General features: G+C 68.6%; 19 protein-coding genes. 8 read left to right on the top strand and 11 right to left on the bottom strand.

Annotated features, from left to right (window positions below; all coding sequences use genetic code 11):
- Window positions 1-2 precede the first annotated feature (2 nt).
- The 3 genes from AC3WMR_RS29315 to AC3WMR_RS29325 form a co-directional block, all read right to left on the bottom strand.
- Window positions 3-1322, bottom strand: coding sequence for an ATP-binding protein (locus AC3WMR_RS29315; protein ID WP_492266615.1), 1320 nt, complete (start codon window positions 1320-1322; stop codon window positions 3-5).
- Window positions 1323-2060 (bottom strand): response regulator, encoded by a 738-nt coding sequence (locus AC3WMR_RS29320; protein ID WP_492266616.1) that lies wholly within the window; start codon window positions 2058-2060, stop codon window positions 1323-1325.
- A 61-nt stretch (window positions 2061-2121) separates the two neighbouring features.
- Complete coding sequence (locus tag AC3WMR_RS29325) at window positions 2122-2304, bottom strand: hypothetical protein (RefSeq protein WP_492266617.1); 183 nt, start codon at window positions 2302-2304, stop codon at window positions 2122-2124.
- 177 nt (window positions 2305-2481) lie between these two features.
- Between AC3WMR_RS29325 and AC3WMR_RS29330 the strand changes: the two genes are divergently transcribed.
- Both AC3WMR_RS29330 and AC3WMR_RS29335 read left to right on the top strand, forming a co-directional pair.
- On the top strand, window positions 2482-3165 hold the full coding sequence (locus tag AC3WMR_RS29330; protein ID WP_492266660.1) for a cytochrome c biogenesis CcdA family protein: 684 nt from the start codon (window positions 2482-2484) through the stop codon (window positions 3163-3165).
- A gap of 74 nt (window positions 3166-3239) precedes the next feature.
- Entirely contained in the window at window positions 3240-3779 is a 540-nt protein-coding gene (locus tag AC3WMR_RS29335) for a thioredoxin family protein (RefSeq protein WP_492266618.1), read from the top strand.
- Window positions 3780-3862: 83 nt separating this feature from the next.
- Here AC3WMR_RS29335 and AC3WMR_RS29340 read toward each other — a convergent pair whose 3' ends face one another.
- From AC3WMR_RS29340 to AC3WMR_RS29355, 4 genes are all read right to left on the bottom strand, one after another.
- Window positions 3863-5125, bottom strand: coding sequence for an arsenic transporter (locus tag AC3WMR_RS29340; RefSeq protein WP_492266619.1), 1263 nt, complete (start codon window positions 5123-5125; stop codon window positions 3863-3865).
- Window positions 5126-5238: 113 nt separating this feature from the next.
- Window positions 5239-6600, bottom strand: coding sequence for a trypsin-like peptidase domain-containing protein (locus AC3WMR_RS29345; RefSeq protein WP_492266620.1), 1362 nt, complete (start codon window positions 6598-6600; stop codon window positions 5239-5241).
- A 112-nt stretch (window positions 6601-6712) separates the two neighbouring features.
- Window positions 6713-8308 (bottom strand): gamma-glutamyltransferase, encoded by a 1596-nt coding sequence (gene ggt, locus AC3WMR_RS29350; protein WP_492266621.1) that lies wholly within the window; start codon window positions 8306-8308, stop codon window positions 6713-6715.
- 22 nt (window positions 8309-8330) lie between these two features.
- Window positions 8331-9317 carry a Bug family tripartite tricarboxylate transporter substrate binding protein gene (locus AC3WMR_RS29355; protein WP_175192791.1) on the bottom strand — a complete coding sequence of 329 codons (987 nt, stop codon included), beginning with the start codon at window positions 9315-9317 and terminating at the stop codon, window positions 8331-8333.
- Between the two features lie 232 nt (window positions 9318-9549).
- Here AC3WMR_RS29355 and AC3WMR_RS29360 point away from each other — a divergent pair, with 232 nt between their 5' ends.
- The gene (locus AC3WMR_RS29360) at window positions 9550-10206 is read left to right on the top strand and encodes a GntR family transcriptional regulator (RefSeq protein WP_025137765.1); all 657 of its coding nucleotides are present in this window, start codon (window positions 9550-9552) and stop codon (window positions 10204-10206) included.
- Between the two features lie 47 nt (window positions 10207-10253).
- Here the strand turns inward: AC3WMR_RS29360 and AC3WMR_RS29365 are convergent, their stop codons facing one another.
- On the bottom strand, window positions 10254-11135 hold the full coding sequence (locus AC3WMR_RS29365; protein ID WP_492266622.1) for a DMT family transporter: 882 nt from the start codon (window positions 11133-11135) through the stop codon (window positions 10254-10256).
- Window positions 11136-11173: 38 nt separating this feature from the next.
- Between AC3WMR_RS29365 and AC3WMR_RS29370 the strand changes: the two genes are divergently transcribed.
- Window positions 11174-11743, top strand: coding sequence for a helix-turn-helix domain-containing protein (locus AC3WMR_RS29370; protein ID WP_492266623.1), 570 nt, complete (start codon window positions 11174-11176; stop codon window positions 11741-11743).
- Window positions 11744-11791: 48 nt separating this feature from the next.
- Here the strand turns inward: AC3WMR_RS29370 and AC3WMR_RS29375 are convergent, their stop codons facing one another.
- The 3 genes from AC3WMR_RS29375 to AC3WMR_RS29385 are packed head-to-tail and all read right to left on the bottom strand — an operon-like array spanning window position 11792 to window position 14609.
- Window positions 11792-12580, bottom strand: coding sequence for a deaminated glutathione amidase (locus AC3WMR_RS29375; protein ID WP_492266624.1), 789 nt, complete (start codon window positions 12578-12580; stop codon window positions 11792-11794).
- A 42-nt stretch (window positions 12581-12622) separates the two neighbouring features.
- Entirely contained in the window at window positions 12623-13576 is a 954-nt protein-coding gene (locus AC3WMR_RS29380; protein WP_492266625.1) for a substrate-binding domain-containing protein, read from the bottom strand.
- A gap of 55 nt (window positions 13577-13631) precedes the next feature.
- On the bottom strand, window positions 13632-14609 hold the full coding sequence (locus AC3WMR_RS29385) for a Bug family tripartite tricarboxylate transporter substrate binding protein (protein ID WP_492266626.1): 978 nt from the start codon (window positions 14607-14609) through the stop codon (window positions 13632-13634).
- Window positions 14610-14758: 149 nt separating this feature from the next.
- On the opposite strand from AC3WMR_RS29385, the gene AC3WMR_RS29390 reads away from it, so the two are divergent.
- From AC3WMR_RS29390 to AC3WMR_RS29405, 4 genes are all read left to right on the top strand, one after another.
- Complete coding sequence (locus AC3WMR_RS29390) at window positions 14759-15721, top strand: LysR family transcriptional regulator (protein WP_492266661.1); 963 nt, start codon at window positions 14759-14761, stop codon at window positions 15719-15721.
- A gap of 201 nt (window positions 15722-15922) precedes the next feature.
- Window positions 15923-16426, top strand: coding sequence for a sigma-70 family RNA polymerase sigma factor (locus AC3WMR_RS29395; protein WP_492266627.1), 504 nt, complete (start codon window positions 15923-15925; stop codon window positions 16424-16426).
- 70 nt (window positions 16427-16496) lie between these two features.
- A complete protein-coding gene (locus tag AC3WMR_RS29400) occupies window positions 16497-17438 on the top strand; it encodes a FecR domain-containing protein (protein WP_492266628.1) in 942 nt (313 codons plus the stop codon).
- Between the two features lie 190 nt (window positions 17439-17628).
- A complete protein-coding gene (locus AC3WMR_RS29405) occupies window positions 17629-20016 on the top strand; it encodes a TonB-dependent siderophore receptor (RefSeq protein ID WP_492266629.1) in 2388 nt (795 codons plus the stop codon).
- Window positions 20017-20020: the final 4 nt, after the last annotated feature.

The raw sequence follows: 20020 nt of genomic DNA on the forward strand, positions 1-20020 counted from the left end.
GCTCAAGCCGACGGCTTGAGCCGGATTTCCGCTTCCAGCCCGCCGCCCTCGCGGTTCTTCAAGCGCAGTTCGCCATCCAGGATGCCCACCAGCTGCTGCGCGATGGCCAGGCCCAGGCCCGTGCCGCCGCTGTCGCGATTGCGCGAGCCTTCCAGCCGGTAAAACGGCTGCAGCACCGCCTGCAATTGATCATCGGGAATGCCGGGGCCGCGGTCCAGCACGCGGATCGACACGCCGTCACCCTCGGCCGGGCCCATGACCACCTCGGCCGCGCCGCCGAATTTCAGGGCGTTGTCGATCAGGTTGCCCAGCACCCGGCGCAAGGCGCGCGGCCGCGTCTGCCACGGCGCGGGGCAGTGGCCTTGCAGCGTGACCGGCTTGCCGATGTCGGCGTAGTCGCACACCAGGCTGTCCAGGAAGGCGTCCAGGTCGATGCGTACGGCGGCTTCGGTGGCCGCGCCTGCGCTGCGGGCATAGGCCAGTCCGTCGCGCACCAGTTGTTCGACTTCCTGCAGATCGTGCGTGAGTTTGTCGCGGTCGATCGAATCGTCCATGAACTCGGATCGCAGCTTCATGCGGGTGATCGGCGTTTGCAGGTCGTGCGAGATGGCGCCCAGGATCTGCATGCGTTCGGCCAGGTGGGCGGCGATGCGGTCCTGCATGGCGTTGAACGCGGCGGACGCCTGCGCGACTTCGGCCGGCCCGTCTTCGGCCAGGCGCGGGCTCTGGCGGTCGGGGCTCATGGCGTCGGCCGCGCCGGCCAGGCGGGTCAGCGGGCGTATGGCCAGGCGCACGGCCAGCCACGCGCACAGGATCAGCAGCGCCAGTTGCGCCGCCAGCACCACCGGCAGCCACATCGCCAGCGGCATGATGGCCATGTGGATGTCCAGCGTGACCGGCTGCCCGTCGGCCAGCAGGGCGCGTACCTGGATGTGCTTGGGGTCGTCGCCCACGGTGCCGAACGTCAGCGGATAGGCGCCGTTCAGCGCCGTTTGGATCGAATCGCGCACGCCTTCGGCGGCCGGCGTCTGCAAGGGGCGGTCGAAGTCGCCGGGGCCCAGCAGGTACTGGCGGTTGCTGCCGGCCAGGCGCGGCAGCCAGTCGGCCCGCTCGGCGGCGGGCAGGCGGTTCAGGATGGCCAGCGCCACCACCACGTCGCGCTCCAGGTTGTCCAGCATGACGCTCTTGGCGGACTGGTAGCGTTCGTAGAACAGCAGCGAGAACGACAGCGCGTGGGCCAGCACCAGGCCCACCAGGAAAATCAGGAACAGCCGGCTGGCCAGGGTGCGAGGCCAGCGGCGCAGCGCCGGGACCCAGGCCATCTACGGCGCCTCGGACACATCGACCTGCGCGGCGAACACATAGCCTTCGCTGCGCACGGTCTTGATGTACAGGGGCTCGCGCGCGTCTTCGCGCAGGCGCTGGCGCAGCCGGCTGACCAAGAGGTCGATCGAGCGGCCGAAGAAGTCGGCGTCGCGCCCTTGCGTCAGGTTCAGCAGCTGGTCGCGGTTGAGCACGCGCTGCGGGTGGTCCAGGAACACGCGCAGCAGCCGGTATTCGGCGCCGCTGAGCGACACGATGGTGCCTTCGGCGTCGAGCAGGTGGCGCGCGGTGGTGTCCAGCGTCCAGGTGCCGAAGCGAACTTCGCGGCCGGGTTCGGTGACCTGGAAATTGGGCGGCAGCATGCGGGTGCGGCGCAGGATGGCCTTGATGCGCGCCAGCAGTTCGCGCGCCACGAAGGGCTTGACCAGGTAGTCGTCGGCGCCCATTTCCAGGCCAAGCACGCGGTCCATGTCTTCGTCGCGAGCGGTCAGCAGCAGGATGGGGGTGCGGCGATGCTTGCCGGCGCGCAGCTCGCGGCACAGCACCAGGCCGTCGTCGCCGGGCATCATGATGTCCAGCACGATCAGGTCGACGGTCAGGCTTTCGAGCAGCGAGCGCATCTGGCGGCCGTCGGCGGCCAGGGTGACGTTCAGGCCGTTCTTCTTGAGGAAATTGCCGGCCAGTTCGCGGATCTCGCGGTCGTCGTCGACGATCAGGATGTGGTCTAAGGGGTCCATGGCTTACCCGTGCGGATGAAACGGAAAGGCCGTCTGACGGCGGTTCGACAGTGGGCTCATTCTACTCATCGGGCTGCTCGCGGCGGCGGGCCTGGCTGTTGTGGATCAGCTGACAGGGGCCGGGCTGCACGGCTTCGGCGCCCAGGCCGCCGGCCAGCAATGCCAGCACGGCGAACAGGCGCCGCAGGCGGTTGCCGGCGGGTGGCTTTTTCGCGGAATTCAGGGGGAGGGGGGCGGCGGTCATGGCGCGGCTCCAGCAGTGGTGTCCGGCACGTTATAGCGCCGCCCGCGGGGCAAAGTGTGTCGTAGTGTATGCAGGCCGGGGGGCGATACAAAACCGGTGAAAAAAGCCCGCTTGCCGGCACAGGGCGGATACGCGGGGCGCGTCCAATGCGGTCATCGACACGGAACGGACCGCGGCATCATGACCTTGATCAACACCCCTCTTGCGCTGGGCGCCGGCATGCTGACGGTGGCCTCGCCCTGCGTACTGCCGCTGTTGCCCATTCTGCTGGGCAGCGCCGTCGAACGGTCTGGCCGGTGGCGGCCCCTGTGCATCGTGCTGGGCTTCGTGCTGGCGTTTTCAGGGCTGGGCATCGCGCTCAGCCTGCTGACCCATGCCGTCGAATCGGCCCAGGAAGCGGTGCGTTCGGTGTCGGTGGCGCTGCTGGCGCTGTTCGGCCTGGCGCGCATCTGGCCGCGGCCCTATGACTGGTTGGCGGCGCGGCTGGCGGGGCCGTTGCAGGGCCTGGGCGGCAAAGGCGGTGACGGCAATGCCGGCGGCTTCGTGCTGGGCATGTCGCTGGGCGCCGTGTGGACGCCCTGCGCCGGCCCCGTGCTGGCGTCGATCCTGGTGCTGGCGGCGCGTGCCGAAGACCTGGGGCAGTCCAGCCTGTTGCTGCTGGCCTATGGGCTGGGCGCGGGCATTCCCATGCTGGCGATCGCCTACGGCGGCAGTTTTGCCGCCGGGCGTGTGCGCGCCATCGCCCGCCATGCCGTGCGTTTGCAGCGTGCCTTCGGCGTGCTGTTGGTGGCCTCGGCCGCTGCGATCTATTTCCAGTATGACGTGCTGGCCTATGCCTGGATCAGCCGTCTGTTTTCCTGACCCGACCGGGTCTTCGCTTCCCCACCGAGTCCTCGCGTCCCCCGGGGGTTCGCGACCCTGCAAGGAGAATCACCATGATGTCCATTCGCTTGCCCGCCCGCCGGGCCCTCGTTTCCGTCAAGCTGGCGCTGGCCGGCCTGCTGATCGGCTCGGCCGCCCAGGCCGCTGCCCCGGCGTCGGTCCCCGCGCCGGAATTCACCGGCATTCAGACCTGGCTGAACAGCGAACCGCTGACGCAGGCGGGCCTGCGCGGCAAGGTGGTGCTGGTGGACTTCTGGACCTACACCTGCATCAATTGCATCAACACCCTGCCGTACGTGAAGCAGTGGCACCAGAAGTACAAGGACCAGGGCCTGGTGGTGGTGGGCGTGCACACGCCGGAATTTCCGTTCGAGCGCAGCACCAGGAACGTGGCGGATGCCATCAAGCGCTTCGGCATCGAATACCCGGTGGCGCAGGATAACCAGTACAAGACCTGGGACGCCTACCGCAACCAGTACTGGCCGGCGTTCTACCTGATCGACAAACAGGGCAACGTCGTCTATCGCCATTTCGGCGAGGGGCGGTATGCCGAGACCGAGGCCGAGATCCAGCGTTTGCTGGCGCAACCGTAAGCGGGGGCATGGCGGCGGCTGGGCGGCGGGGGCGCCACGGCAACGGTTGCCCCGGATATCCGGATCAGCCTGGCGCGATGCCGCTAGCCGCCCGCCAGCGCCAGGGCCAGCAAGGCGCCCAGCAGGGCGGGCGGCATCACCAGCGCGCCCAGCTTCAGGAAGGCGAGGCCGCTGACGTGCTGGCCTTCGCGCCGCACGGCGATCAGCCACAGCAGCGTGGCCAGCGAGCCGGTGATGGACAGGTTGGGCCCGAGGTCCACGCCGATCAGCAGCGCGCCGGTGGTCTGCGCGGGCAGGTGGGCGATCTGGCCGACCGAGCCGGCGATCAGGCCCGCGGGCAGGTTGTTGATCAGGTTGCTGGCCAGTGCGGACACGATGCCGGCGCCCCACAGCGACTGCCCGGCGGACTGGCTGGCCAGTTGCACCAGCGCCCGCGCCAGCGCGTCGATCGCGCCGCTCAACGCCAATCCCTCGACCAGCACGAACAGGCCGGCCACCATGGGCAGCACGCCCCAGGCCACGTGGCGCAGCACCGGCATCGGGCTGATGCGCTGGCGCAGGTGGATGCCCGCCGCGGTGGCCAGGCCGGCGACGAAGGTGGGCAGGCCCAGATCGGCATTGAAGGCCGACGCCAGCATCAGCACCAAGGCGGTCAAGAGGATGCCCAGGCCGGTCAGGCGGGCCCCGGCGCCCAGCGGCTGCGCGGGGATTTCGGCCCGCAGCGGCTGGCGCAGCGCCTCGCGTTGGGTAAAGCGCAGCACCAGGTAGGTCAGGGCGATGGCGGCCACCGACGGCAGGGTGAATTGCCGCAGCCAGTCGAGCAGCGGCGGCATCTGGCTGCCGTACACGACCAGGTTGGCGGGGTTGGAGATCGGCAGCACGAAGCTGGCGGCGTTGGCAATGAAGGCGCAGATGAACAGGTAGGGCAGGGGGCGTGCGCCGGCGGCCTTGGCCGCCGCGTACACCGCCGGGGTCAGCACCACGGCGGTGGCGTCGTTGGACAGGAACACGGTGACCAGGATGCCCACCAGGAACACCAGGTCGAACAGCCGCCGCGCCGAGCCGCGGGCGTGGCGCGCGGCCACCATGGCCAGCCAGTCGAACAGCCCCTGCTGGCGGGCCAGTTCGGCCAGCACCATCATGCCGATCAGGAACAGGTAGACGTCCAGGCCCTTGCCGACCGCGCCCAGCGCCGCCTGCCAGGGAATCAGGCCGGTCGCCGTGACCAGCAGGGCCGCGCCGCCGGCCCAGACGTATTCGGGCAGGTTGCCGGGGCGCAGCAGGATGCCGACGATCGCCAGGGCGGAAATGGCCCAGAGGGCAAGGGTGGCGTCGGAAAAGGGCATCGGAACGGCAACGGCAGGACGGGGAAGCCCGGATTATCGCCCGCCCAGGCGTTCAAGCGTGAGCCGGCCGACCGGCGGCCAGGCGGCCCGTTGCCGCCGTACGACGGTCGGCGCTAGTTGATCTGCAAGGTGTACATGGCCTGGCCGCGCACCAGCGTCAGCAGCAGCGGCTGCCCTGGCGCGGCCGCTGCCAGCAGCCCGCGCAGGTCGGCCAGCCGGCTGACCGGGCGCTGGTTGACGCCGATGATGACGTCGCCGCGTTGCATCCGCGCGGCGACCGGGCCGCGATCGGGGTAGGTGGCGCTGACGGCCACGCCGTCGTTGCCCTTCAAGCGCTGCTCGCGGCCGATCTCGGTGAACTCCACGCCGTTCAGCCGCGCATCCAGCGAGCCGGCGTGCAGCCGTTCGTTCTTTTCCGGCTCGATGCGCAGCACGGCTTCGGTGCGCTGGCCGGCGCGCAGCAGCGTCAGCCGCACCTGCTTGCCCACCGGCAGCAGTCCTTCGGCATTGCGCAACTGGGCGCTGGTGCCGATGGACTTGCCATCCACCGCCAGGATCTGGTCGCGCGCCTGCACACCGGCCTGCTGCGCGGGCGAGCCGTCCGCCACGCGCGCCACCGCCACGCCCGTCGTGCCCGGCGCCAGGCCCAGTTGGCGGGCGTTGCGCGGGGTGACGTCCACCGTGTCCAGCCCCAGCCCGCCGCGCTGCACCTGGCCATGTTGCAGCAACTGGCGCATGACCTCGCCGGCCAGGTTGGACGGAATGGCGAAGCCGATGCCGACGTTGCCGCCGGACGGCGTGTAGATCATGGTGTTGATGCCGACCAGTTCACCGTTCAGGTTGACCAGCGCGCCGCCCGAGTTACCGGGGTTGATGGACGCGTCGGTCTGGATGAAGTTCTGGTAGCCGGCCGCGCGCAGGCTGGAGCGTTCCAGCGCCGACACGATGCCCGACGAGGCCGACTGGCCCAGGCCGTAGGGGTCGCCGATGGCGACCACGAAATCGCCCACCCGCAGGTCGCTGGAATCCGACAGGGTCAGCGCCTGCAGCTTGTCGGGCGGAATGCGCAGCACGGCCAGGTCGGTGTCGGGGTCGCTGCCGACCACCGTGGCGGTGAAGCTGCGGCCGTCCTGCAGCGAGACGCGGATGGATGTGGCCCCGCGCACCACGTGGTGATTGGTCAGGATGTTGCCCTGGGTGGCATCGACGATGACGCCCGAGCCGATGCTCTGGCGGCCGGCGGCCTGGCCGATGCCGGGCGCCTGGCGGCTGTCGCCCTGGGCGGAAATGTTGACGACGGCGGGGGTGACGCGTTCCAGCATCGGCGCCAGTGACGGCAGCGGCTGGCCGTCCACGGCCATGGGCAGGGCGGCCCAGGCCGGCAAGGTGGCGCCGAGTGCGGCGGCCAGCGCCAGGTGTCGGCAAGCGCGGATGGCCTGCCGTGTGATGCCGCAGGCGGACGAAAGCAAAGTCATGGAAGCGGCAGGCAGCGCCTGTGTGGGGATCAGCGCGCCAGTATCGCCGCCCGCCGAGTCGCCCATATGACCGATAAAGCCCGCTTCGTGGCCGGTATCGCTGCCTTCCGTTTTAGAACCCGACCGCCTGTCCGTCGCGACGCGAGTCCGACGCCGCCAGGTAGCCGCCTTGCGGCAGCCGGCAGATCAGCTGGGCCGAGCCGAATTCCAGGCTGTCGGCCGGCGCCACCGCCACGTTGTGGCCGCGCTGGCGCAGCGTCTGCACCACGTCGTCCGGCAGGTGCGCTTCGACGTTGACTACCGGCCCCTTCTCGACCCGGAAGCGCGGCGCATCGCTCATGGCCTGCGGGTTCTGGCCGAAGGCCGCCAGGCGCGTCACCATCTGCAGGTGGCCCTGCGCCTGCATCGATCCGCCCATGACGCCGAACGACATCACCGGTTCGCCGCCGCGCGTGACGAAGGCGGGGATGATGGTGTGCATCGGCTTTTTGCGCGGCGCGACCTGGTTGGCGTGGCCGGGCGTCAGCACGAAGTTCAGGCCGCGGTTGTGCAGGCTGATGCCGGTGCCCGGCACCACCACGCCCGACCCGAAGCCGTGGTAGTTGGACTGGATGAACGACACCATGGTGCCGCTGGCATCGGCGGCGGTCAGGTAGACCGTGCCGCCCGTGGCGGGCGTGCCGGCCACCGGCACGGCGGCGCGGTCCATCGAGATCAGGCGGGCGCGCTCGGCCAGGTAGGCCGGGTCAAGCAGGGCGCGCGCATCCGTGCGCATGTGGCGCGGGTCGGCGACGTGATGGTGCAGGTCGGCGAACGCCAGCTTCATGGCCTCGATGCTGACGTGGTAGTAGTCGGCGCTGTCGCGGCCCATCGATTCGAGGTCGAACTGTTCCAGCATGCCCAGCGCCATCAGCGCCGAGATGCCCTGGCCGCTGGGCGGGATTTCGTGCAGCGTGTAGTCGCGGAACGATTGCGAGATCGGCTCGACCCATTCCGGGCGATGTTCGGCCAGGTCGTCGGCCGTCAGCGCGCCGCCCGAGCGGGCCGCGAAGTCGGCGATCCTGGCGGCCAGCGCGCCGCGGTAGAAGCTGTCGCCGCCGCTTTCGGCGATCTCGCGCAAGGTGCGGGCCTGGTCGGGAAAGCGCCACCATTCGCCGGGCAACGGCGCCCGGCCTTGCGGCAGGAACGCCTCGGCAAAGCCGGGCTCATTCGCCAGCTTGGGCATCTGGTTGGCCCATTGGCGGGCGATGGTCGGGCTGACGGGAAAGCCGTCCTCGGCGTAGGCAATGGCCGGTTCGAACAGCGTGGCGAACGGCAGCTTGCCGAAGCGGTCCGACAGGGCCTTCCAGCCCGCCACCTGGCCCGGCACGGTGACCGTGCCCCAGCCCGTGGCCGGCATGGCCTCGCGTCCGGCGAAGTAATCGGGGGTCCAGGCGGCCGGCGCGCAGCCGCTGGAATTCAAGCCATGCAACCGCCCTTCGTGCCAGACCAGCGCGAACATGTCGCCGCCGATGCCGTTCATCACGGGCTCGACGACGGTCAGCGCGATGGCGGTGGCGATGGCGCTGTCCACCGCATTGCCGCCCGCCAGCAGCATGCGCAGCCCGGCTTGCGCCGCCAGTGGCTGGCTGGTGGCGACCGCGTTGGCGGCCAGCACCGGCATTTTTCGGGAGGCGTAGGGGAAAGACCAATCGAAGGGGGAAGACATGGGCAAGTTTTTCTAAGAAGGTTTACTGCGGCGTGATGCCGGCCTGGTCGATCAGTTGCTTGGTGCGCGGAATTTCGGCCTTGATGAAGGCGGCGAATTCCTCGCGGCTGCCGCCCCGGGGCTCGGCGCCGGCTTCGGCCAGCTTACCGCGCAGCACGGGGTCTGCAAGCACCTTGTTGACGGCGCGGTTCAGCTTGTCCAGCACCGGGGCCGGGGTGCCTTCCGGCGCCACCAGGCCGTACCAGGGGGCGATGTCGTAGCCGGCGTAGCCTTGCTCGGCGATGGTGGGAATGTCGGGCGCCAGCGCCGAACGCTGCGAATTCGACATGCCCAGCGCCAGCAGCGCGCCGCTCTTGACCTGCGGCAGGCCGGTCATGATGGTGTCGAAGTACATCGACACCTGGCCGCTCAGCAGCGCCGGAATGGCTTCGCCGGCGCCCTTGTACGGCACGTGCAGGATGTCGATGCCGGCCACCGACTTGAGCATTTCGCCGGCCATGTGCGAGGTGGTGCCCGTGCCGAACGAGGCATAGGTCAGCTTGCCGGGATTGGCGCGGGCATAGGCCACCATTTCGGGCAGCGTCTTGAACGGCTGCTGCGGATTGGCCAGCAGGATGTTGGGCGTGTAGGCCACCATCGACACCAGCGCGAAGGCGTCCGGGTCATAGGCCAGGCGTTTTTGCAGGAAGCGGTTGGTGACGATGGCGGCGGGGCCGCCCATCAGCAGCGTGTAGCCGTCGGGGGCCGAACGCGCCACCGACGCGCTGCCGATCGCGGCGGCGGCGCCGGGGCGCGCTTCCACGACAAAGGGCTGGCCCAGTTCGGTAGACAGCGCCGCGCCCAGCTGGCGCGAAATCAGGTCGGTGGCCGATCCGGCCTGGAACGGCACCACGATGCGCACCGGATGCTGCGGCCAGTCGGTGGCGGCGGGCGCGCTTTGGGCGCCCGCCTGGGCGGTGAAGGCCAGAGCGGCGGCGCAGCCCAAGGCCCGGATGAGACGAAATTGCATGGATTCCCCTTGATCGCTGTGTAGTCAGGCTATCTGGTCAGGCGGTTGCGCCGGACGGGTCTGTCGCCCGTTGCGGTTGCGGCGGGCGCGCACGGCCGGCGCGCCAGGACTGGATTTGACGCGACCCGGCCGGATGCGGCCATAGGGATTTGCATCCATGGATCACTGGATCCAATTTGTGTTATTTTTGCGTTTATCTATCATGGCGGCTTTGCGAAACCCGGGGACGAAGATGCTGCAATTCCAGAAGACAGCCGTCAGCGCCGAAGAAGAGGCGTACCTGCACCTGCAGCGGGAAATCCGGCTGGGCAACTATCCGCCCGGGCACCGGCTCGTCCCGGACGTCATCGCCAGCGAAATCGGCACCAGCCGCATGCCGGTGCGCGGCGCCTTGCGTCGGCTGGCATCCGAAGGCCTGGTGGACATCCGCGCCAACCGCGGCGCCGTGGTGCGCGGCCTGAACCAGCAGGAAATGCGGGAAGTCTTCGAAATGCGTTCGGTGCTCGAAGGCCTGGCCATGCGCAACGCCGTGCTGAACATGAGCGCCGAACACGTGCGCCGCCTGGCCAGCATGCTGGACCAGCTGGAACAAGGGTCGGGCGACTACCTGGACTGGACCACCGCGCATCGCGATTTCCACGAATACCTGTGCAGCTTCTGCCAGCAGCCGCGCCTGCTGCGCCAGATTTCAGAACTGCATTCCGTGGTCGAACCCTATATGCGCCTGTGGGCCGCCCAGCCGGGCCGCGTGCTGCGGGTGCGCGAGTCGCACCAGGAACTGATCGACGCGCTGAAAACGCGCGACCCCGACCAGTGCGAAGCGGCGATGCGCCAGCACGTGTTGAATACCGTGCCGGCGTTGCAGGCGTTCCTGGAACAGGCAGGCTGATCGGACAGGGGGCGACGGCCCCGGCGCCAAGTCCGTCGCCGCAGCCGTCACGCTTCGCGCAGCTTGCGTGTCGGCTTGCGCTTGAACTTCACTTCACTGGCCAGCACCCCAGCCACGATCAACGCGGCGCCCACCAAGGCCAGCGCGGGCAGGCGATCGCCCGCCAGTCGGCCGACGATGCCGCCCCACACCGGCTCGCCCGCGTAGATCACGGTGGCGCGGGTCGGCGACACCGACTTCTGCGCCCAGTTCATCGTCAGCTGGATCACTGCGCTGGCCAGGCCCAGGCCGATGGCCGCACCGGCCCACAGCCACGAGAAAGCGGGCACGCCTTCGCCCAGCACCGGCATCAGCGCAAACGACACCAGCCCCGCCGTCAGCAACTGCACGGCGGTGACGCGGCGGCTGTCCACCGATTGGGCGAAATGGCCGATCAGGATGATCTCGGCGGCAATGGCCGCGGCGCCGGCCAGGGTGGCGATTTCACCGGGGCTGACATGCAGCGAACCAGCCTCGGGCCCGGCCAGCAGCACCAGGCCGGCGAAGGCCAGCGTCACGCCGACCCAGCTCATCAGGCCGGGTGGACGTTTGAGCACCGCCCATTGCAACAGCGGCACGATCGGCACGTACAGCGCCGTGATGAACGCCGACTGGCTGCTGCTGATGGTGCGCAGTCCGTACGTCTGCAGGTAATAGCCCAGGAACAGCGCGCAGCCGATCGCGACGCCCGCGCCGGCCTCGTGCCGCGTCAGGCCGGCCATGTGCTTGCGAAACAGCAGCATCGACATCGCGCCGGCAATGGTGAAGCGCAGCCCCACGAAGAACAGCGGTCCGCTATGCTGCATGGCGATATGGATAATGAGGAAGGTGCTTCCCCACAGCATGGTGACCAGCACCAGGGCGATTTCCTGGCGCGATAGGGCGAACATCGATTTGGGCTTCACGGCAGACTTCAGGTGTCACTAATTTGAGCAATATACTGCACATCACGAATTCCGACAGCGATGTCCTCACCCACGTCGGGGCCAACCTGAAGCGGTTGCGCAAGGCGGCGGGCCTGAGCCAGACCGCGCTGGCCGACGCCTCTGACATCAGCCGCCGCATGATCGCGGGGCTGGAAGCCGGTACGGCCAACATCAGCCTGTCCAGCCTGGACAAGCTGGCGCATGCGTTGGGGGTGGGGTTCGTGGACCTGGTCAGCGATCCGGCGCGAGAACGCCGCCGCATCGAGGCCCGGGCCTGGCGCGGCAAGCGGCCGGGCAGCCAGGCGGTGCTGCTGGGCGCAAGCCCGGCCAGCTGCGAAGCGCAGTTATGGCTATGGGTGCTGGCGCCGGGCGAGACCTACGTGGCCGAGCCCGATCCACCCGGCTGGCACGAAATGATCTACGTGATGGAAGGCACGCTGCAGCTGGAATTGTCGGGCGTGGCGCAGCAGGTGGCGACCCACGATTTCGTCATCTACAGCAGCGCCCAGCCGTACGTGTACCGCAACGACGGCGAGTCGCCGCTGCGGTTTGTGCGCAATGTCTTGAGGTAGCGCGGCGCGGGTCCAGGCGGGATTCGCGCCTGGAAACCTGCGCGATCGCTACGCCAGTTCTGGCCGCGCGAAGCGGCGGTTCTTCAGCACCGGCAGCACCTCGCGCGCATGGCGGATGCGCTCGGAGTCCAGATCGGCGAACAGCAGCGTGGCCTGCTCGCCTGCCTGGGCGATCACCACCCCCAGCGGGTCCACCACCATGCTCGCACCGATGTTGCGTGGCCCGCATTCGCCCACCGCGGCTACGTAGCAGGTGTTTTCCAGCGCCCGCGCAGTGCTCAGCACCGCCCAGTGCGCTTCCTTCAGCGGCCCCTTGACCCAGGCCGACGGCACCACCAGCACGTCGGCGCCGTCCAGCGCCAGGCGGCGCGCCAGCTCGGGAAAGCGCAGGTCGTAGCAGGTCATCATGCCGACCTGCATGCCGGCCACCGGCACCAGCGGCGGCACGTTCGACCCCGGCACCACGTTGACGGACTCCTGCATCGAAAATGCGTCGTACAGGTGCAGCTTGCGGTACTGGGCGATGATCTTGCCGCGGCGCAGCGCCACCTGCGTGTTCCAGACGCGGCCGCCGTCGGCCGGCGTGTGCACGGTCATGATGACGGTCAGGTCCAGGGCAAGCGAGGCGTCCAGCAGTTGCGACAGGAACGGGCCGTCCAGCGGCTGGGCGGCGCGGCGCACCAGGTCGGGGTCGGCGATGTCGCGGGCCAGGATGCCTTCGGGCAGCACCAGCAGGTCGGCGCCCGCGGCGGCCGCGCGGCGGATCAGGTCCTGGCAAAGGCGGGCATTGTCTTCCCAGGTCGGATGAACGGCGAATTGCCCCAGGGCGATTTTCATGGCGATTCCTTGGCGGTGATGGTTTGAAGCGTCGGCACGCGTTCAGGACGCGTGCGGGAACAGTTCGGCCGGCGTCATGACGCGGTCGGTCAGTTGCTGCGCATGCAGTTCAGTGGCGAAGTCGGCGATCATCTTGCGGTTCGGTTCCAGCCCGTTGCGGTTCCAGCCGGCGGGCAGGTCGCGCGAGGTCTGGATCAGCTCGTCCAGAATCCACGGCGTGGTGTCGGCATATTTGCGGCGCTTGTCCAGCCACATCGTGGCGGACGCGTCCAGCGCTTCGCTCAGTGCCTGCGTCACCCACGGGTGGGCCTCGGCCAGCGCGGGCTTGATGCCCAGCAGGTGAATGCCCGGCACGTAACCGACCTGATGGAAATAATCCACCTCGCTTTCGCGGCAGGCCGGCAGCAGTTGCCGCAGGTCCGACCCGGCATCGAAGAAGCCGTCGGGCATGAACGGCGTGAACACGGCGTCCAGTTCACCCGCGCGCAGCAGGTCCACCAGCGGGCGCTCGCCGGGCGCAGCCTCGATCACGCCGGGTCGGCCAAAGCCGCCCAGCCGGTCGGTGACGGGATGCGCCTCGGTCAGGCGCCCCACTTGCCAGAGGGCGTCGTCCACGCCGATGCCCGCTTGCCGCAGCAGCGCGCGGGTCCAGGTGTTGCCCGAATCCTGCCAGCCCGTCATGCCGATGCGGGCGCCGGCCAACTGGTCCAGCCGGGTGATGCGGCTGGACCGCGCGGTGATGATGCAGCGGTGGCGAAAGCCACGCATCAGGAAATGCGGCACGCCGACGATGTCGTGGCGGCCGCGGGCGCGGCCCAGGCTGTAGCGGCTCATCGACATCTCGCCCGCATCGAAACGCGGGTCGCTGGCCAGGTCGTCGGGCAAAGTGCCCACGCGATGCACGTCCAGGTCGATGCCGGGGGCGGTGACGTCACCGAGGGCGAGCGGCACGATGTAATCCCAGTCGCGCACGGCGAGCCGGATCTTGATCTTCATGGGAGCAGTCCTCGCGGCCGGACGGCCGCGGTTCAGGGGAGGGAAGCGGGGTCGTTCAATCCAGGCGGATGCCGCGGGCCTTGACGATGTCGCGCCAGAAGGTCTGCATGCCGACCTGCATCTTGAGCAGGTCATCGCCATACAGGTCCAGGATGTCGTTGCCCGAATTCAGGATGAATTCGCGCAGCGCTGGGGTCTTGAGCGCCTGCCGCAGAGCGCCCTGCAGCTTCTCCACCACCGCGGGCGGCGTGCCGGCCGGCGCATACAGCGCCGTCCAGCCGTACAGCGTCAGGCTGGGATAGCCCAGTTCGGCCACGGTCGGTACGTCCGGCGCGTCGGCCACGCGGGCGTCGCTGGTGGCGGCGATGGCCACCGTCTTGCCGGACTTCACATAGGGCAGGGCGGACGACGGCGTATCGAACAGAATGTCGATGGTGCCGCCGATCAGGTCGGATTCGGCTGCCGCCGGCCCCTTGTACGGAATGTGCGACAGCTGGATGCCGGCCAGCTGGCTCAGCAGTTCGCCCAGCAGGTGCGGATTGGTGCCGGGGCCGGCGCTGCCGTAGGTGAGCTTGCCCGGTTCAGCCTTGGCGCGGGCGATCAGGTCCTGCACGCTGCGGATGCCCGACGCCTTGCTGGCTACCAGCACGAACGGCGAGCGCGAAATGATGCCGATCGGCGCGAAGTCCTTATTCTCGTCGTACGGCAGCTTGCGGCTCAGCACGATGGGCAGCATCACCATCGCGCTGGACGCGCCGGCCAGCAGCGTATAGCCGTCGGGCGCCGCCTTGGCCACGGCATCCACGCCGATGGCACCCCCTGCGCCCGAGCGGTTTTCTACCACGAAAGACTGCCCCAGCTGCTCGCCCATGGCCTTGCTGACGGCGCGCGCCAGCACGTCGGACGACGCGCCGGGCAAGGTGTGGACGATCACCTTGACGGGTTTGGACGGGTAGGCGTCCGCGGCTGGCGCCCCGCTGGCCAGTCCCAGGCTGAGCGCGGCCACGGCGGCCAGTCGGTGTACTGCGTTCATGGAATTCCCCTTGCTGTTTTTATGACGGCGCCATCATCGAGCGCCATCGGCAGGGCCATTGTCAGGACGAGGGGTAATGTGCGTCAATGTCGAAATTAGGCGTAAAACTTGCATATCTCGCAACTGACTGGAGGCGCATCTTGAACTTCATGGCCCTGGAGGCGCTGCGCGCCTTTGTCGAAGGCGGCAGCATTGCCGAGGCGTCGCTGCGCATCCATCGCAGCGCGTCGCAGGTCAGCCGGCTGCTGGCGACGCTGGAAGAAGAGGCGGGTTTTCCGCTGCTGGTCAAGGAGGGGCGGCGGCTGTCCCTGACCGAGCAGGGCCAGGGCTTCTACCAGCGCATCGACGAGATGCTGCGGGCCGGCGACGCCGTCACCGAATATGCCCGCGGCGCGCGGCGCAAGAATCGCACCCACGTCAACGTGCTGGTGGCCCAGCACCTGATCGAAGGCCTGCTGGTCGAAGCCGTGGCCCGCGCGGTCGAGGAAGATAACGCCTTTGGCGTCACCATCAATGCGCGCATGCCGCCCAATGTGGATGCCTGGATCAGCCAGCAGCATTTCGACCTGGCGTTGGCGCAGTTGCCGGTCGAACACGCGCTGCTTACCACCGAGGTGCTGGCCGAATCGCGCGCCGTCGCCATTCTGGGGCCCGACGATCCGCGTGCGGCGCAGGCGGTGATCACGCCGCAGATCCTGGGGCAAGGCCGCTTCATCGGCCTGCCGCTGCGCGGCGCGTTGTACCACCGCTATGCGCGGGCCTTCGCCAAGGTCGGCTATCAGCCCGAAGCCCAGTTCGACGTGTCGTTCGGTTTCATCGCCTGCCAACTGGCCGTGCGCGGCTGCGGCGCGGCACTGAGCGATCCGCTCACCGCGCTGACCCAAACCCATCTCGGCGCGCAGATACGGCGCTTCGAACCCGAAACGCCGCTGCAATATGGCCTGATCTACCCCAAGGCGCGCCCGCCGTCGCCCGCTGCGCAATTGCTGATCCGGCATCTGCGGGCGGTGGCGGCGGAAAAGCTGCAAAGCGTGGATGCGCTGATCGCAGCGGGGCCGGGGCAGGGCAAGCCCAAGCCAGGACGTGAAGCGCGGCGAGCCCCCCGCCGTTGACCGGGGGCTCGCGGCGCTCCGCAGGCGCCAGGCGGGCGGCCCGCGCAGCAGCGCGGCGCGATTGGGACTCGTGCCGCAGCCAGCCGTGGGTTTGCCGCAACGGCCCGATTTTTCCTCTGCCACGGTGGCTGGCCTCTCGGCTAGAATCGAGAATAATATTCATTCTTAAGCCGCTCGGTTGCATGGGCGTCAAGTCCGTCCATGTCAGAACAGGCCCCCGCCCTCTCGCTTGAAGCGCTCTACAGCGATCACCACCCCTGGCTGGTGGGCATGCTGCGCCGCAAGCTCGGCAACCGCGACAGCGCCGCCGATCTGGCGCAGGACACCTTCCTGCGCGTGCTGGCCAATCGCAACGTCGACGCCATTCTGCGGCCGCGCGAATACCTGGCCACCATTGCCCGCGGGCTGGCGACCGACGCCTACCGCCGCCAGGCCATCGAACGCGCCTATCTGGAAACCCTGGCCGCGCGGCCCGAACCGGTCGCCATCTCGCCCGAGGCGCGCGCCATCCTGCTGGAAACGGTGTTGGCCATCGACCGCATGCTGGACGAGCTGGGGCCGCGCACCCGCGAAATCTTCCTGCTGGTGCAGTTTGAGGACCTGACCTACGCCCAGGTCGGCGCCAAGCTCGGCGTGTCCGTCACGACCATCAAAAAGCACATGGTGCGCGCGTTGACGCAGTGCCTGTTGCTGGCCGCCGACTAGGGCCTGTGCGAGGCTCCTTCCAGTGTGAACAGGCCCTAGGGGTTCCCTTCCTTTTCGGATGTGCTGATCCATGACGATTTCCGCAGAAACGCTCGAGGCCGCTGCGCGCTGGTACGTGGCCTTGCAGGATACGGACGCCGACGATGCCCTCCGTGCCGGGTGGGGCCGCTGGCTGGACGCCGACGCCCGCCACCGCCAGGCCTGGGCGCGCATGCTGGACCTGCAGGAACGCCTGGGCAGCGTGCCCGGTGACGTGCTGCTGCCCACATTGCAGGCGGCCCGCCAGCAGCAGCGCCGGCGTCTCTTGACCCTGGCCTTGCTGGCCGGGGGCGGCGCGGCGCTGGGCCTGTACAGCGCGCCGCCCTGGCGGGTGCTGACGGCTGGCCTGCGCACCGATACGGGCGAACGGCGCACCGTGACCTTGCCCGACGGCGGCATACTCTATCTGAATACCGGGTCCGCCGTCGATGTCGACTACGGGTCCGAACGCCGCTTGCTGCGTCTGCACCAGGGCGAGGTGCTGGTGCAGACCGCGCCCGACAACGCCGGCCGCCGGCCGTTCGAGGTGCTGACGCCGGACGGCAGCGTACGTGCGTTGGGGACACGCTTCTCGGTGCGGCGCGAAGATCACGCCACGCGGGTCGCGGTCTTCCAGGACGCGGTGCTGCTGCAGCCCGCCGACGCGGGGGCGGTGGCGTTGCGCCTGGCGGCCGGCCAGCAAAGCCTGTTGACGGCGCGCACCGCCGCCGTGCCCCAGCCGGTGTCGCAGGGGCAGGCTGCCTGGGTCGACGGCCGGCTGGTGGCCATTGACCAGCCGCTGGGTGACTTCATCGCCGAGCTGGCGCGCTACCGGCGCGGCAGCCTCACCTGCGATCCGGCGGTGGCCCATCTGCGCCTGTCGGGCGCCTTCCGGCTGGCCGATACCGACGCGGTGCTGGAAAACGTGGTGGCCTCGCTGCCCGTGGCGCTGCGTACCCGCACCCGCTACTGGGTGCGCATCGTGCCGCGTTGATCCCGGAATATTTTCGTCGCGGGGTTGCTCTTTCCCGTTCTCATCCGGCCTGTCAGATAGGGCCGCCTGGTCCGGGGGGTGTCAACCCTGCCTGGACCTTGCGGCATGTCCTGTCCTGCCTATGAGAGCCGCCGTGTCCCGCAAGCCGCTAGCCGCCGTTGTCTGCCCCGCGTCCCATTCCGAATTCTCCTTGACGTCCGGTCTATCTTCTCTGCCGCCGCGCGTCCTGGCCGCGCCGTGCTTGTTGCCCGTGCTGCTCGCCGCCGCCGTCTGGGTCGCGTTGGCCGCAAGCCCCTTGACGCCCGCCGCATCGGCCCAGACGGCACCCGCGGCGCGCAGCTACGACATCCCTGGCGGTCCGCTGGACGTGACGCTGAGCCGTTACGCCGCCGCGGCCGACATCACCCTGTCGTTCAACGCCGACCAGACCCGTGGCCGCCCGTCCACCGGCATCCGGGGCGCCTACACCGTGGAGGCGGGCCTGGCGCACCTGCTGGCCGGCAGCGGGCTCGAAGCCCGCCATCGCGGTGGCGGCAACTACGTGCTGCGCGAGGCGCCCGCGGCCGGTGTCGCCACATTGCCCGCCGTAGTCGTCACTGGTGAAACCGCCTTCAGCGCCGTGCCGGGCTATGCCGCCAGCCGCACCGCCACGGCCACCAAGACCGACACGCCGATCCTGGAAGTGCCGCAGTCGATCTCGGTGGTGGGCCGCGAGGAAATGGAGGCACGCGGTGCACTGGATGTGATGGACGCCGTCCAATACACCCCAGGTGTAAGTGGCAATACGTACGGCCCCGACAACCGTGGCTGGGAATACATCAACCTGCGCGGCTTCTCGACCTATTACGTGTCGTTCCGTGACGGCCTGGCGCAGACCCCGACCGGCGTCACCCGGTACTCCACCGAGCCTTACGGCCTGGAGCGCATCGAAGTGCTGCGCGGCCCGTCGTCGATGACCTTCGGCCAAGGAGACGCCGGTGGCGTTCTTAACCGCATCAGCAAGCGGCCCACCGGCGAACGCATCCGTGAAGTGGAAATGCAGTACGGCAGCTACGAGCGCAAGCAATTGGCTTTCGATCTGGGCGACGCCTTCGGTCCGGATGATGCACTCAGCTACCGCCTGGTGGGGGTAGGGCTGGACAGCGATGACCAGGACAAATACCCCAACGGCGACAAGATCAATCGCAAACGGCTGTACCTGGCCCCCTCGCTGCGATGGCAGCCCGACGCGGCGACATCGGTGACGCTGCTGGCCGAGTACATCAAGAACAAGACCGGCGAAGATCCTTACTATTTCGCCAAAGACTACAAGCTGACCGACGTAAAGATGGGTGACCCCGGGTTCAGCCGCATGCGCAGCGAACAGGCGTCGATCGGTTACCTGCTGGAACACCGCTTCAACGATGCCTGGACCTTCCGTCAGAACTTCCGCTACAGCCACCTGTCGATGGACCGGCGCGTGATCTGGACCGACCAGGTCAATGAAGACGTGACCGCCATTTCCCGCGTCGCCCGCACCTGGGACGACCCCCTGAGCCAGTCGGTGGTGGATACCCAACTGCAGGGAAAGCTGCGGCTGTGGGGTACCGAGCACACCGTGCTGATGGGGTTCGACTGGAGCGAACAGCGCGCCAAGGCGAACCGCTACATCGGCCCGGCGCCCGACCTGGACCTGCGCAATCCCGTCTACGGCGTGCCGATCGCGACACCCACGAATCCGCTGGCCGACTACCGCCAGACGATCCGCCAGGCCGGCCTGTATTTGCAGGACCAGATCAAGCTGGACGATCACTGGATCGTGACGCTGGGGGGGCGACAGGACCGGGTCACTTCAACCACGGACGACCGCCTGCACAATACCTACCAAAAGCAAACGGACAACGCCTTCAGTGGCCGTGCCGGTTTGACCTACGTGGCCGGCAACGGCCTGGCGCCCTACCTCAGCTATTCAGAATCGTTCGTGCCCAACAGCGGTGTGGATGCGGACAACAACCCATTCAAGCCCAGCCGCGGTAAACAGGTGGAAGTGGGCGTCAAATACCAACCGGCTGGCTCGCGCAGCCTGTACACCCTGGCCGTGTTCGACCTGAACAAGACCAACATCGTCAGCTATAACCCCATTACCGACGAACAACGCCAGACCGGCAAGCAACGTGCCCGCGGCATCGAGCTCGAAGCCAAGGGCGAATGGGTGCGCGGCCTGAACGTTGCGGCGTCCTATACCTATCTGGACATGAAGGTGCGCAGCAGTGGCGATCCGCAAGAAGTCGGCAAGATCCCGATGGGCGTGCCCAAGCACACCGCGGCCTTGTGGCTGGACTACACGCTGGCCCAAGGCCTGGGCGCGGGCGCCGGGGTGCGCTATACCGGCCGCCGCCAGAATGACGAGCACAACACGTCCAGCGAGCCCGGCGTGGCCTTGGTCGATGCCGTGGTGCACTACGAGACCGGCCCGTGGCGCCTGGCGCTGAACGCCACCAACCTGTTCAACCGCGACTATTACTCGATCTGCTACATGGGCGAGTGCTACCGCGGCGCCGAGCGCACGGTGATGATGACGGCGCGCTACCGCTGGTAGCCGC

Source organism: Achromobacter sp. FW305-C-28, assembly GCF_058783235.1.

What these genes read in the sequence shown, in the direction of transcription:
- ggt (WP_492266621.1), bottom strand. Translation starts at nt 8,308, where the DNA reads ATGTCTTCCCCCTTCGATTGGTCTTTCCCCTACGCCTCCCGAAAAATG.
- AC3WMR_RS29375 (WP_492266624.1), bottom strand. Translation starts at nt 12,580, where the DNA reads ATGAAAATCGCCCTGGGGCAATTCGCCGTTCATCCGACCTGGGAAGAC.
- AC3WMR_RS29345 (WP_492266620.1), bottom strand. Translation starts at nt 6,600, where the DNA reads ATGACTTTGCTTTCGTCCGCCTGCGGCATCACACGGCAGGCCATCCGC.
- AC3WMR_RS29360 (WP_025137765.1), top strand. Translation starts at nt 9,550, where the DNA reads ATGCTGCAATTCCAGAAGACAGCCGTCAGCGCCGAAGAAGAGGCGTAC.
- AC3WMR_RS29340 (WP_492266619.1), bottom strand. Translation starts at nt 5,125, where the DNA reads ATGCCCTTTTCCGACGCCACCCTTGCCCTCTGGGCCATTTCCGCCCTG.
- AC3WMR_RS29335 (WP_492266618.1), top strand. Translation starts at nt 3,240, where the DNA reads ATGATGTCCATTCGCTTGCCCGCCCGCCGGGCCCTCGTTTCCGTCAAG.
- AC3WMR_RS29380 (WP_492266625.1), bottom strand. Translation starts at nt 13,576, where the DNA reads ATGAAGATCAAGATCCGGCTCGCCGTGCGCGACTGGGATTACATCGTG.
- AC3WMR_RS29325 (WP_492266617.1), bottom strand. Translation starts at nt 2,304, where the DNA reads ATGACCGCCGCCCCCCTCCCCCTGAATTCCGCGAAAAAGCCACCCGCC.
- AC3WMR_RS29315 (WP_492266615.1), bottom strand. Translation starts at nt 1,322, where the DNA reads ATGGCCTGGGTCCCGGCGCTGCGCCGCTGGCCTCGCACCCTGGCCAGC.
- AC3WMR_RS29365 (WP_492266622.1), bottom strand. Translation starts at nt 11,135, where the DNA reads ATGTTCGCCCTATCGCGCCAGGAAATCGCCCTGGTGCTGGTCACCATG.
- AC3WMR_RS29400 (WP_492266628.1), top strand. Translation starts at nt 16,497, where the DNA reads ATGACGATTTCCGCAGAAACGCTCGAGGCCGCTGCGCGCTGGTACGTG.
- AC3WMR_RS29390 (WP_492266661.1), top strand. Translation starts at nt 14,759, where the DNA reads ATGGCCCTGGAGGCGCTGCGCGCCTTTGTCGAAGGCGGCAGCATTGCC.
- AC3WMR_RS29385 (WP_492266626.1), bottom strand. Translation starts at nt 14,609, where the DNA reads ATGAACGCAGTACACCGACTGGCCGCCGTGGCCGCGCTCAGCCTGGGA.
- AC3WMR_RS29395 (WP_492266627.1), top strand. Translation starts at nt 15,923, where the DNA reads ATGTCAGAACAGGCCCCCGCCCTCTCGCTTGAAGCGCTCTACAGCGAT.
- AC3WMR_RS29320 (WP_492266616.1), bottom strand. Translation starts at nt 2,060, where the DNA reads ATGGACCCCTTAGACCACATCCTGATCGTCGACGACGACCGCGAGATC.
- AC3WMR_RS29355 (WP_175192791.1), bottom strand. Translation starts at nt 9,317, where the DNA reads ATGCAATTTCGTCTCATCCGGGCCTTGGGCTGCGCCGCCGCTCTGGCC.